General features: G+C 66.2%; 11 protein-coding genes. All 11 read left to right on the forward strand.

The features are described from left to right. Positions 1 to 14: 14 nt before the first annotated feature. The 11 genes from nudC to ACO07K_RS06185 all read left to right on the forward strand — a co-directional run bounded on the left by nudC (position 15) and on the right by ACO07K_RS06185 (position 12,535). Positions 15 to 869 carry an NAD(+) diphosphatase gene (gene nudC, locus ACO07K_RS06135; protein WP_422035015.1) on the forward strand — a complete coding sequence of 285 codons (855 nt, stop codon included), beginning with the start codon at positions 15 to 17 and terminating at the stop codon, positions 867 to 869. 16 nt (positions 870 to 885) lie between these two features. After that, a complete protein-coding gene (locus tag ACO07K_RS06140) occupies positions 886 to 2,022 on the forward strand; it encodes an NADH:flavin oxidoreductase/NADH oxidase (RefSeq protein WP_422035016.1) in 1,137 nt (378 codons plus the stop codon). Positions 2,023 to 2,031: 9 nt separating this feature from the next. Next, on the forward strand, positions 2,032 to 2,391 hold the full coding sequence (locus ACO07K_RS06145) for a response regulator (protein WP_298306354.1): 360 nt from the start codon (positions 2,032 to 2,034) through the stop codon (positions 2,389 to 2,391). Positions 2,392 to 2,397: 6 nt separating this feature from the next. Further along, entirely contained in the window at positions 2,398 to 4,572 is a 2,175-nt protein-coding gene (locus ACO07K_RS06150; RefSeq protein ID WP_422035017.1) for an ATP-binding protein, read from the forward strand. A gap of 39 nt (positions 4,573 to 4,611) precedes the next feature. Continuing rightward, positions 4,612 to 5,715, forward strand: coding sequence for an HlyD family secretion protein (locus ACO07K_RS06155; RefSeq protein WP_422035018.1), 1,104 nt, complete (start codon positions 4,612 to 4,614; stop codon positions 5,713 to 5,715). Next, positions 5,712 to 6,863 (forward strand): FUSC family protein, encoded by a 1,152-nt coding sequence (locus tag ACO07K_RS06160; protein WP_422035019.1) that lies wholly within the window; start codon positions 5,712 to 5,714, stop codon positions 6,861 to 6,863. Before ACO07K_RS06155 ends, ACO07K_RS06160 begins: the two co-directional genes overlap by 4 nt. Positions 6,864 to 6,969: 106 nt before the next feature. Then, entirely contained in the window at positions 6,970 to 7,869 is a 900-nt protein-coding gene (locus tag ACO07K_RS06165) for a DMT family transporter (protein WP_422035020.1), read from the forward strand. A gap of 261 nt (positions 7,870 to 8,130) precedes the next feature. Continuing rightward, complete coding sequence (locus tag ACO07K_RS06170; protein ID WP_422035021.1) at positions 8,131 to 9,213, forward strand: ABC transporter substrate-binding protein; 1,083 nt, start codon at positions 8,131 to 8,133, stop codon at positions 9,211 to 9,213. Next, positions 9,213 to 10,145 (forward strand): ABC transporter permease, encoded by a 933-nt coding sequence (locus ACO07K_RS06175; RefSeq protein WP_422035022.1) that lies wholly within the window; start codon positions 9,213 to 9,215, stop codon positions 10,143 to 10,145. The genes ACO07K_RS06170 and ACO07K_RS06175 overlap by 1 nt, the downstream gene beginning before the upstream one ends. Continuing rightward, complete coding sequence (locus ACO07K_RS06180) at positions 10,135 to 10,962, forward strand: ABC transporter ATP-binding protein (RefSeq protein WP_422035023.1); 828 nt, start codon at positions 10,135 to 10,137, stop codon at positions 10,960 to 10,962. The genes ACO07K_RS06175 and ACO07K_RS06180 overlap by 11 nt, the downstream gene beginning before the upstream one ends. A 31-nt stretch (positions 10,963 to 10,993) precedes the next feature. Beyond that, positions 10,994 to 12,535 (forward strand): amidohydrolase family protein, encoded by a 1,542-nt coding sequence (locus ACO07K_RS06185; RefSeq protein WP_422035024.1) that lies wholly within the window; start codon positions 10,994 to 10,996, stop codon positions 12,533 to 12,535. Positions 12,536 to 12,565 lie beyond the last annotated feature (30 nt).

Below are 12,565 nucleotides of genomic sequence, written 5' to 3' on the forward strand. Positions count from 1 at the left end.
AGAACGATGAACGGATGATCGAACTCGCCTCCTCGGGGGCCGCCCGCTTCGTGCCGATCGACACCGAGAAGAACCTGGTGAAGACCGGCGGCAATCCCGAAGCGGTCTTCCTCCAGGGCATGATGGGTCGCGCGATCGCCAATTCGAGCGACGTCCAGATCTTCCTGGGCTATGTCGAGGGCACGCCCTATTTCGCGGTCGACGTCACCGGCAAGGACGTGCCGCTGAAGGATCTGGGCGAGTTCGTCGACCTGCGCCAGGTCGGCCCGCTGCTGTTCGCGCGCGAGGGCTCGATCCTCGCCTACGCCCGCGGCATGACCTACTGGCACCGCCGCCATCGCTATTGCGGCGTCTGCGGCGCCACCACCAAGGTGACGCGCGGCGGCCACGTGCGCATGTGCACCAACGAGAACTGCAAGACCGAGACCTTCCCGCGGACCGATCCGGCGGTGATCATGCTGGTCCATCACGGCGACAAGTGCCTGCTGGGCCGCGGCAAGCATTTCCCGCGCGGCATGCACTCGACCCTGGCGGGCTTCGTCGAGCCCGGCGAGAGCTTCGAGGATGCCGTCGCCCGCGAGGTCTACGAGGAAGTTAAGGTCAAGGTGAAGGACGTGATCTATCGCTCGTCCCAGCCCTGGCCGTTCCCGGCGTCGGTGATGATCGGCTTCCATGCCGAGGCCGAGTCGATGGACTTCAGCGTCAACGAATCCGAGCTCGAAAGCGCACGCTGGATGAGCCGCGACGAGTTGCGCACCGAGAACCTCCCGAAGGACGGTTCCTTCTTCATGCCGCGCCGCGACTCCATCGCCCGCCGCCTGATCGAGGAGTGGCTGGGCCACGAGGCCGGACCTTCGATCAACGGCTGACCATCCGAGGACATCCATGACCGCCCAACTCTTCACCCCCGTCGAGCTCGGCGGCGTAACGCTGCCCAACCGCATCGTCGTCTCGCCGATGTGCCAGTACTCGGCCGTCGACGGCAGCGCCCAGCCTTGGCACCAGGTCCACTACGGCATGCTCGCCATGTCGGGCGCCGGCCTGCTCTGCCTCGAGGCCACCCATGTCGAGCGCGACGGCCGCATCACCCAGGGCTGCCTCGGCCTCTACAGCGACGAGAACGAAGCGGCACTGAAGCCGGTGATCGACTGGGTCCGCGGCTGGATGCCGGGTGTGAAGCTCGGCGTGCAGCTCGCCCATGCCGGCCGCAAGGCGTCGGCGCAGCGTCCCTGGAAAGGTGGCGGGCCGCTGACGCAGGCCGATGCGCCGGATCTTCCCTGGACGACCTATGGCCCGTCGGCGCTGGCCTACGATCCGGAAAAGAAGTGGCACACGCCGGTGGCGCTCGACGCGGTCGGCCTGAAGCGCGTGAAGCAGGCCTTCGTCGATGCCGCCGAGCGCAGCCTGCGGCTGGGCTTCGACGTGGTCGAACTGCACGGGGCGCATGGTTACTTGCTCAACCAGTTCCTGTCGCCGCTCAGCAACCATCGCACCGACGAGTATGGCGGCACGGCCGAGAAGCGCCGCCGCTTCCCGCTCGAAGTGTTCGAAGCCGTACGCAGGATCTGGCCTGCCGAGAAGGCGCTGGGCGTTCGGCTGTCGGCCGTCGAGTGGGTCGAGGGCGGCATCACCCTCGAGGATTCGATCGAGACGGCCCGGCAGCTCAAGGCTCTCGGCTGCGACTTCGTCGATGTCAGCTCGGGCGGCAACGCGCCGGGCCAGAAGCTCTCGGTCGGACCCGGTTACCAGGTGCCGTTCTCGGCCCGCATCCGCAAGGAAGCCGGCATCAAGACATGGGCCGTCGGACTGATCACCGAGCCCGAGCAGGCCGAGAAGATCATCGCGGCTGGCGAGGCCGACTGCACGGCGCATGCCCGCCCGTTCCTGATCGATCCGCGCTGGGCCTGGAACGCGGCGCGCGCGCTGGGTGTGGAAACGCCGCCCTTGCCGTTGCCTGCGGCGCGCGCCACAAGCATTCTTCCGTTCAAGCCGAAAGCCACCGTGGCCAAGGCGGCCGAATAGGGCTCCCGCATGTCGAGTGTGTTGCTGGCTGAAGACGAGTTCCTGATCCGCGCGGTGCTCGTCGACGCGCTGAGCGACGTCGGCGTCGAGTGCATCGAAGCAGCGACCGGGCGCGAGGCGCTCGACGTCCTGCAGAGTGACACGCCGCTCGGTGTGGTGATCGTGGATATCGGCCTTCCCGACATGTCGGGCGAGAAGGTGATCGAGGCGGCGGCGCTGCACCGGCCGGGGCTTCCCATCATCCGCTGCTCGGGCGCCTCCGCCCCCAGCACGCTGCCGGCTGGCATCAGCATGCATTCCTTTCCCAAGCCCTACAGCGCGTCGGAGCTCTCCAACTTCGTGGCCTCGCTCATCCGCAAGCCTGCCTAGGCGCACGTGCGGCGGCTCCTGAAATTCGAGACCTGGACGCTGCGCGGCAAGACGGCAGCCGATGCATCGTTCGTTCTGCTCGCCGCCACGCTCGTCGTGCCGGCCCTGCTTTTCGCGGGTGCAAGCTGGCTGGCCTACGGCGAGACCCAGCGGCAATTCCAGGAGCGGCAGAACCGAACGCTCGATCTTCTCTATGTCGGGTCCCGGGCGACCTTCGAGACGCAGCAGCTGATCGTGAGCAACGTGATCAGCCTCGTCGACGATCTGAACGACGATGAGATCCGGCAACACCAGGGCAGGCTCCATCAGCAGCTGAAGCACCTCGTTCAGAATCTGCCGCAGGTTGAGGACGTCTTCATTCTCGACAGAGAAGGCCGCCCGCTGGTCGCTGCCAACGTTCATCCGATCCCGGATAACGTGACGGCGGCAGACCGGCCGTATTTCATGGCCCATCGCGATGACCGGCAGCAGCGCTACGTCAGCGAGACGTACCGCAGCCGTATCAAAAACCTCGACATCTTCCAGTACAGCGAGCGGCGGCTGCGGCCGGACGGTGGCTTCGACGGGGTCGTGCTCGTGGCGATTCCCCCGTCCTACTTCGGAAAGCTCTTCGAACAGGCGGCCTGGGCGGACAACTACACGACATCCCTCGTGCGCAACGACGGCGAACTGCTGGCGCGCTATCCCGCATCCGCGGGGCCGACGAGATTTGATCCCGGATCGCGGTTCATGCAGGCGATCGCCGCGGACCCCGTGTCGGGCACCTACACCACGCCGCAGGCCACCATCGACGGCATCGCGCGCACGGTGGTCTATCGCAAGCTCCCCGACCTGCCTGTGTACGTGGCGGTGGGCGTCGCCAGCGACGCCGTCCGCGACGCCTGGATCCACCGCATGTCGGCACACCTCCTGTTCGGGCTGCCGGCGACGCTGGCCCTGTTCGCGCTGGCACTTCTCGCTTCGCGGCGTGCAGCGGCGCAGGCCGATACGCTGGAGCGGCTTCGTGAGGAGCAGGTCCGGCGCGCCACGGCAGAGGAGAGCCTGCGGCAGTCGCAGAAGATGACCGCCGTGGGTCAGCTCACGGCCGGCATCGCCCACGATTTCAACAACCTGCTCACGGGCATCGGGGGCGCGATCGAGATCGTCGGCCGGCGTGTGCCGCAGCCGACGCCCGAGGTCGTGCGCTTCCTCGATCTCGCCCGGACCGGCGTGTCGCGGGCCGCCACGCTCACCCAGCGCATGCTGGCCTTCGCGCGCCAGCAGCCGCTGCAGATCGAGGCGGTCGATGCCAACCGGCTGGTCAGTGGCATGTCGGAGCTGCTGCGCCGCACGCTGGGCGAAACCGTGCAGATCGAGACGGTCTTGAGCGGCGGCCTGTGGCGCGCGAGCGCCGATCCGGCGCAGCTCGAAGCGGCGATCCTCAACCTGGCGATCAACGCCCGCGATGCGATGCCGGGCGGCGGCACGCTCACGATCGAGACGGCCAATGCCCATCTCGACGATGCCTATGCGGCTGCCAATGTCGAGGTCACGCCCGGCCAGTTCGTGATGATCGCGGTCTCCGATACCGGCACCGGCATGGATCAGCAGACGATCGCCCGAGCGTTCGAGCCGTTCTTCACCACTAAGGAGCGCGGCCAGGGCACGGGGCTCGGTCTCAGCATGACCTACGGCTACATCAAGCAGATCGGCGGCCATCTGAAGATCTACAGCGAGCTCGGCCACGGCTCGACGGTGAAGGTCTATCTGCCGCGCACTCAGGCCGAGTCGGGAACCCATTCGGAGATCGCCCCCTCGCTGAGCGTCGCAGCAGGGGCGGGGCCGATCGTGTTGGTCGTCGAGGACGATCCCGTCGTGCGCGAGTTCGCCGTGGCCGCCTGTCGGGAGTGCGGCTGCACGGTGCATGAGGCGGGCGACGGCGAGCAGGCGCTGCGCGTCCTGGAGAAGCAGGGCGATATCGCCCTCCTGTTCACCGATGTCGGTCTGCCGGGCGGCATGAACGGGCGTCAGCTCGCAGGGCTCGCGGTCGCGCGGCGGCCCGACCTCAAGGTTCTCTACATGACGGGATATACCGCCAACGCGATCGTTCACCACGGTGTCATCGATGCCGGGGTGAACTTCCTCGGCAAGCCGTTCTCCGTGTCGGCGCTCGCGGCGAAGATCAAGGGCATGGGCTTCTAGCGCCGGGCACGTTACTTTGCCGGCGCGATGCCGCCCGACGTGACCCCTCCCGGACAGACCGAGATCGTGCCCGCCGCGCCGAAGCCCGTCGCCGCGCCGGCGCCCGAACCAACCCCGGTCGCAGCGCCCGAGCCGCTTCCCGCCCCGGCGCCAGCTAGGCCAGCCGTCGAGACCAGCCGGCTGCATCGGCTGCTCACGGTCGGCGGCACGATCCTGGGGCTTTTCCTCCTGTACGAGGTCGTTACTTCTTTCGTCGCCTTCACCGACGACGCCTATGTGCGTTCGGATCTCGTGGCGGTGGCGCCGCAGGTGACCGGCCAGATCGTCGAGGTCCATGTCGTCGACAACCAGGACGTCAGAATCGGCGACAGGCTGTACACGATCGACCCGGAGCCGTTCCAGCTCGTGGTCAATCAGTGGAAGGCGCAGATCGATCGGGCCGCGGCCCAGCTCAAGGTCGCGCAGGAGGAGCTGGCGCTTGCCCAGGCGGCCCTGCAGGTCTCGACGTCGAGCCACACCTACGCCGTCCAGGAGCAGAGTCGGTTCTCCGATCTCGCCAAGCGCGAGTTCGCGCCGGTCTCCGAACTCGATCGGGCCAACGACGAACTGCGTCGATCCCGGGCCGAGATGACGATCTCCACGGTGGCGATCGCCAAGGCGGAAACCGACATCGGCGCCCATCAGGCGTCCTTGGAACTGGCAAAGGCGCAGCTGGCGTCGGCGCAGTGGAACCTCGACCGCACCGTCGTGCACGCGCCGAACAACGGGGCGATCACCAACCTCACGATCCGCAAGGGCGACATGGCCACGACCGGCGTGCCGAACGTCGGCATCGTCGATTCCGACGCCTGGCGCATCATGGCCAACTACAAGCAGTACTATATCCGCGACTTCAAGATCGGCGATACCGCCTGGGTCTGGCTCGACAGTTCGCCGTGGCATTTCCACAAAGGCCGGATCACCGGCGTTGCCCGCGGCTTCAGCCGCAATCCGGGTGTCGACAAGCTGCTGCCTTACGTGGCGCCGACCACGGACTGGATCCGCCTGCAGCGCCGCATTCCGGTGACCATCGTGCTCGAGGACATGCCGCCCGGCTTCAAGCTCTACATGGGCGCCGATGCGCGTACCGTCATCTTCCCGTGAGGGGCCTTTCGGGGATCGCGCGCTACGGGAGGGCGGTCGCCGAAGACGTTCGTGAGGGGGCGCGGCTCTTCGACCGGACCCTGACCGGCTTCTGGCGAGAGCTCGCCGATATCGGCACGCGTCCGGCGCAGTCGCGCATGGGCACGGTCGCGGCGGTCTCGGTGATGCTGACCACGACGGTGGCACTGGTGATGCAGCTCGATGCGCCCTGGTGGGCGGCGATCAGCGGCTACATGTCCCTGATGTCGACCGGTGCAGCCTCGGTGCGGCGCGGCCTGCTGCGGCTGAGCGGTACGATCGCCGGCGCCGTGCTGGGGTTCATAATGGCGCGCTGGCTGCCCTACGACCAGGTCGCGCTGTGCCTGTTCCTGGGCTGTGCGACCATGGCCGGCGTCATCGCCGTTCAGGTGAGTCCGCACGGCCTGGCCTGGCTCTTCATGGCGATCACCTCGAGCCTCGTGCTGCTGATGAGCCTGAACGACCCGACACAGGCGTTCGAGATCGCCTGTTATCGCACGCTCGACGTAGCGGTCGGCGTCTCCTGCGCGATGGTGACGGCCAAAGTGCTGCAGGACTGGCACGCCGAGCCGCCGGCCACGGCACCGGGTTGGCGGCACCTGCTGGGCGCGCAATGGCCGTCGGTGCTGCACGGGGTCCGCGCCGCGATCTCGGTGGTGACCGTGATGATCGTCTGGGTGATGGTCGACCTGCCGGACGTGGGCGAGATGGCGGTCACGATCGCCGTCGTGATGGCGGCGCCTCTGATCGCCGACGGCGGCACGACGACCCGCCATCTGGTCGCCGAGAAGTCGTTCCATCGGTTCATGGGCTGTCTGCTGGGCGGCATCGTCGCCCTGGCCTGCCTCGCGCTGCAGGTTGAATCGTTCTTCTGGTGGCTCGCCATGATCGGCGGCGTCGTCTGGGTGGGCATGCACATCCAGATGGGGCGCCACGGCGTTCCCTATGTCGGCACCCAGTTCGCCTTCGTCTTCGTCGTGACGATGGTGCAGGGGCTGGCACCGCCGGACAGCATCATGCCCGGGGTCGACCGTTTCGCCGGGATCACCGGCGGCCTCGGCATTCTGATGGTCGTGTCGCTCCTGCTCTGGCCGTCCGACCAGGAGTTGGCGAAGGAACTGCGCACCTGACGTGCAGGGGCCAATGCCAGCATCCGGAACGACCCATGCACTGCGGGCGCCCGCTTAGTCCGTGCCTGCACTTGTTGGTCGGCACCAGCAGGTTAAGTTGCCGACGATGAGTGCCAGCGCGCCCCCGCCGACCGACCGGATCCTGCGGGCCATCCTCTCGATCATCTTCTCGGTCCTGTGCTTTTCCGTCCTGAACGCCATGTCCAAGACGCTGAGCCAGACCTACCCGGTCATTGAGGTGATCTGGGGACGCTACGCCTTCGCCTTCATCTTCATGATGGCGATCTTCCTGCCGCGCGCGGGAATGGCATTGTTCCGATGGCACAACGTGCCGAGCCAGATCGTGCGTGGCCTGCTGCTGTTCCTGTCCTCGTATCTCTACTTCCACGGCATCGTCGACATGCCGCTGGCGTCGGCGGCCTCGATCTCGCTCACCAGCCCGCTGATCGTCACGGCGCTGTCGTCGAAGTTCCTGGGCGAGCCGGTCGGACCGAAGCGCTGGGTGGCCGTCATGGTGGGCTTCGTCGGTGCCCTGATCGTGGTGCGGCCGGGCTCCGCACACTTCGAGTGGCATTCTCTCTGGATCGTCGGCAGCACGATTTCGAGCTCGCTCTACCAGCTCTTCTCGCGGCGCTACGGGCAGGCCGAGCGGCCCGATGCCTCGGCCACGATGGCCACGATCGTCGGCACCGCGGTGGCCCTGCCGCTGCTGCCGTTCGAATGGGTGACGCCGACTTTCGGCTGGCACTGGGTGCTGTTCATCGGCATGGGCATCATGGCCGGCGTCGGCCACTATTTCCTGACCATCGCCTACAGCCAGGCGCCGGCCGCCGTCGTGGCGCCCTTCAACTACGTGCAACTGCTCGGTGCCGCCCTGCTGGGCTATCTCGTGTTCGGCGACTTTCCCGACTTCTGGACCTGGGTGGGGGCCGGGGTGATCATCTGCTCTGGACTCTATCTCGGACACATCGAACGCCAGCGACATCGAGCGCTGATCAAGAAATAGCGCGCCTGATCAGGAATTGACCTGAGGCCACGCCGCCGAGCGGCGGATGTCCACCGCGATTGCTTCTTTTCCCCGGTGGCACAACCCTTGCTTCAAAATTAGCAGCGCAGAATCGCGCTAGCGCGATTCTTCTCGGTTGGCGTGCCGGCACCTTTGAGGACGGTCGCACCGAGTAGCGACCGACAAGGAGTTGTCAGTCGCAGACTCGCCCAAGCCAGCAGTCCTTACCCAATATTTCTCCGCTGCCCGAGGAGGCTCTCCATGTGTGAACGCATTGGCTGTACGCATTTTCCGGATCTGTCCAAGATGAACTTCGCCGGCGCCGTCGCGCCGTCACGCCGCGGCTTCCTCAAGGGGGCCGCGGCCGTCAGCACCATCACCATGGCGGCTGGTCCCGGCATGTTCATGGGCGGCCCGGCTCATGCCGCGGCCGGGATCAAGTCGACCCACGGCAGCGGCTTCTGCAACCTGAACCTGTTCCTCGCCCATTCACGGCAATACGCCAAGGCGGCGGGCACCGAGCTGATCTTCATCAACACGCCGACCTCGGCCGAGATGGTGACGTTCCTCGGCATGGGCCAGGTCGATATCGGCCTGATGCCCTACACCAGCTTCATGGCGCTCCATGACAAGGGCGCGCCAGTGAAGATCGTGGCCGGCGGGGGCGTCGAGGGGTGCGCCATCGTGGCCAGGCCCGGCCTCGACACGCCGGAAAAGCTCAAAGGCAAGACGCTCGGCACCTTCCAGATGGATACGCTGGAGGTCATGCCCTACGACTACCTGAAGAAGCACAAGATTGCCTTCAAGGACGTCAAGGTCCGCTACATGGGCAACACGCCGGAGGCGGTCGAGGCCTTCAAGGCCGGCGCCATCGACTGGATCTGCACGATCGAACCCTACGCCTCGGCCCTGGTGGCCGACGTGAAGGGGGCGGTCATGCTGACCAACGGCGTCGATCTCTACGGCAAGGGCTACACCGATTGTGTGCTCGCGGCGCGGTCCAGTCTGATCAAGGACAATCCCGAAGGGCTTAAGGCGATCATCAAGAGCATGATGCAGGCGCAGTACGACGCCGAGACCCAGACCGAGACGGTGCTCAAGGAACTCGTCGGCAAGTACTACAAGACCTCGATGGAGAACGCCAAGATCGCCCAGGGCAAGCAGCCCGCCGTGGTCGACGCACGCAGCCAGACCGACTTCATCCTGCAGCGCACCGACAGCGTCATGGAGATGGGCTACATCAAGAAGAAGCCCGGTCGTGACGCCATCGACTGGACCATACTCGAGGCCGTGATCAAGGAGAATCCCGACCTCTACGGCAAGCTCAAGTACAAGTCTGCCTGATGGCTGTCGTCGCACGCGACAGCGACCCGGGCGCCGCCGCCGGAGCATCCCGCCCGGCGGCGGCATCGCGGCTGATAGCCTCGATGGCGGGGCTCGACTGGCTGGCCAAAATCTGGTGGGCCTTCCTCTCGATCAGCCTTTTCGCGGGGCTGTGGGAACTCTGCTGGGCGATGGGTTGGGCGGACGAGAAATTGCTGCCGCCGCCGCACATATTCCTCGACAACATCGCCGAGCAGGGCAGGTACTTCAACACGGCCACGCGCTGGCAGGTCGGCCAGTCGATGACGGAGGGACCGTCGGCTTTCGAATCGGTGCTGATCACCGGCGCCGCCACGACGGCGCGCGTGTTCGTTGGGCTGATCATCGCCTCGGTGCTGGCGATCGGGGTCGGCGTGCTGGTCCGCTACTACCGCTTCTTCGACCGGCTGGTGCTGCCCACCATCACGCTACTGTCGCCGGTGTCGCCGATCGCCTGGCTGCCGGTCGCGATCTTCCTGTTCGGCATCGGCAATGCGCCCGCCATCTTCATGGTGGTGGTGGCGCTGTTCTTCCACATGGTGCTGGCGACCATCAACCAGATCGACACCGTCAACACCAACCTGATCAACGTGGCGCGCACCATGGGCGCTTCCAAGGCGCAGATCTATGCGCGGGTCATCGTTCCGGCCATCCTGCCCGGCATGCTCCAGGTGCTGCGCATGAACCTGTTCGGCGCCTGGATGGTCGTGCTGGTCGCTGAGTCGACAGGCGTCGGCTACGGCATGGGCCAGGTGATCATGCTGGCGCGCAATACGTTCAATCCGTCGCTGGTGTTCTTCACCATCGCCGTGATCGGCGTGCTGGGCTTCACCTTCGACTGGCTGCTGCGGCTGGCGCAGCGTCGTATCCTCTACTGGTTGCCCGATACCGCGGAGAGATTGCGTGTCCTCTGAAGCCGCCCCTCACTTTTCCTCGCGCGATGCGGTCGTGTGCCGTGGCGTCGGCAAGACCTGGGCAGTGGGCACGAAGCGCGCCCACAACGCCCTGACCGACATCGACCTCGATGTGTCGCCGGGCGAGTTCGTGGTCTTCCTCGGCCCCTCGGGCTGCGGCAAGAGCACCTTGCTCTACCTGATCGCCGGTCTCGAGGACGCGACCGAAGGCCAGCTCTGGTCGTTCGGTGACCTGGTGGAGACGCCGTCGCCGCAACGCAGCCTGATCTTCCAGGAGACCTCGCTCTTTCCGTGGCTGACCGTGTGGGAAAATGTGAGCTTCGGCCTGTCGATCCGCGGCGCCAGCAAGGAGGAACGCCGCACCGTCGCGGCGGAAGCACTGCAGCGGGTCGGCCTCAAGGCCGCCATGGACAAGCGGCCGGACGAGCTGTCGGGCGGCATGCGCCAGCGGGTCGCCGTGGCCCGTGCGCTCGCCATGCGCCCCAAGGTCCTGCTCATGGACGAGCCGTTCGCGGCGCTGGACGTCCAGACGCGTGCCCGCATGCAGGAGTTCCTGCTCGATGTCTGGCGCGATTCGGGCGCCTCGGTGCTGTTCGTCACCCATCATATCGACGAGGCGGTGGCGCTGGCCGACCGCGTCGTCGTCTTCACCTCACGGCCGGGGCGCATCAAGACGATCGTGCCGATCGACATGCCGCGGCCGCGCAACCTCTTCTCGCGCGAGGCGGAGGATCTCCGCATCAAGCTCACCGACCTGCTGCGCGACGAGGTCGACCGCGCCTTCGCCGAGCAGGAAGCTTTCGCCGTCCCCGCCTGATTCTTAGAACCGACAGCAAGGAGAAGCCGATATGGCCACCAGCCTGATCCGTAGCCGCGCCGCCATCACGGGCACCAAGGACCGTTTCACCTGGAACGAGATCAAGGACGGCGCCGTCCTGCAGGAGGACGGTGTCATCGTCGAAGTCGGCACCTACGACGATCTGCACGCCAAGCACCCGACCGTGCCGGTGATCGGCACCGGCAAGGAGATCCTGCTGCCGGGCTTCGTCAACGGCCATCACCATGTCGGGCTGACGCCGGTCCAGCTCGGTTCGCCCGACATGCCTCTCGAACTGTGGTTCATCACCCGCATGGTGATCCGCAACCTCGACCTCTATCTCGACACGCTCTACTCGGCCTTCGAGATGATCGGCTCGGGCATCACCACGGTGCAGCACATTCAGGGCTGGATGCCCGGCACCCTGCCGGACGTCGAGAAGCGCGCGACCGAGACGATCAAGGCCTATGAAGATGTCGGCATGCGGGTCAGCTACTGCTACGCCGTGCGCGACCAGAACCGCCTCGTCTACCAGGCCGACGAGGAGTTCGTGCGCAGCCTGCCGCCGGAGCTGCGGGGCCCGATGCAGCGCTGGTTCGACCGCTTCAAGATGAGCCTCGACGATGCGATGGATATGTTCAAGTCGTTCCATTCGCAGCATCACAACAAGCGCCGGGTGAAGATCCAGCTGGCGCCGGCCAACCTGCACTGGTGCTCGGACCCGGCGCTCACGAAACTGAGCGACGCGTCGGCCAAGTACAATGTGCCGATGCACATGCACCTGCTCGAGACCGCCTACCAGAAGGAATATGCCTGGCGGCGCGGCAACTGCACGGCGCTGGAATACATCGACCGGTTCGGCATGGTGAACGAGCGGCTGACCCTCGGCCACGGCGTGTGGCTGAACGAGAAGGACATCGACCGGCTGGCCGAGGCCAAGGGCTGCGTCTGCCACAACTGCTCGTCCAACTTCCGGCTCCGGTCGGGCGTGGCCGCTCTCAATCACTTCGAGAAGAAGGGCATCAATACCGCGATCGGTCTCGACGAGGCCGGCATCAACGACGATCGCGACATGCTGCAGGAGCTGAAGCTGGTCCTGCGGGCGCATCGCGTGCCGGGCATGGTCGAGGCCGATGTGCCGACGATGGCGCAGGTGCTTCGCATGGCGACGGTCGGCGGCGCGAAGACGACGCCGTTCGGCGAGAGCCTCGGCACGCTGGAGGTCGGCAAGGCCGCTGACATGGTGCTGATCGACTGGGACAGCGTGGCCTATCCCTATCTCGACGAGATGACCCCGACACTCGATGCCGTCGTGCAGCGTGCCAAGCAGCAGGCCGTCACCATGACGATGTGCGACGGCGAGGTGATCTACAAGGACGGGGTCTTCACCAAGGTCGACAAGACCGTCGCGCTGAAGGCGCTGCACGACGATCTCAGCAAGGCCCTGGCCGACGACGAGGTCGAGCGCCGCAAGCTCTCGGTCGCCCTGCTGCCGCACGCCCGCAAGTTCTACGAAAACTACATGGACCCCTCGAAGCACCAGCCGTTCTACAGCCCGAGCTCAAGGATCTGATCAAAGGCTGGGGGCGCGCCCCCAGCCCTG

Source organism: Reyranella sp., from assembly GCF_965228225.1.
Lineage (GTDB): Bacteria > Pseudomonadota > Alphaproteobacteria > Reyranellales > Reyranellaceae > Reyranella.

Bases quoted from the DNA above. Each gene is read 5' to 3' on its own strand.
- nudC (WP_422035015.1), top strand. From the start codon at position 15: ATGATCGAACTCGCCTCCTCGGGGGCCGCCCGCTTCGTGCCGATCGAC.
- ACO07K_RS06140 (WP_422035016.1), top strand. From the start codon at position 886: ATGACCGCCCAACTCTTCACCCCCGTCGAGCTCGGCGGCGTAACGCTG.
- ACO07K_RS06145 (WP_298306354.1), top strand. From the start codon at position 2,032: ATGTCGAGTGTGTTGCTGGCTGAAGACGAGTTCCTGATCCGCGCGGTG.
- ACO07K_RS06165 (WP_422035020.1), top strand. From the start codon at position 6,970: ATGAGTGCCAGCGCGCCCCCGCCGACCGACCGGATCCTGCGGGCCATC.
- ACO07K_RS06170 (WP_422035021.1), top strand. From the start codon at position 8,131: ATGTGTGAACGCATTGGCTGTACGCATTTTCCGGATCTGTCCAAGATG.
- ACO07K_RS06175 (WP_422035022.1), top strand. From the start codon at position 9,213: ATGGCTGTCGTCGCACGCGACAGCGACCCGGGCGCCGCCGCCGGAGCA.
- ACO07K_RS06185 (WP_422035024.1), top strand. From the start codon at position 10,994: ATGGCCACCAGCCTGATCCGTAGCCGCGCCGCCATCACGGGCACCAAG.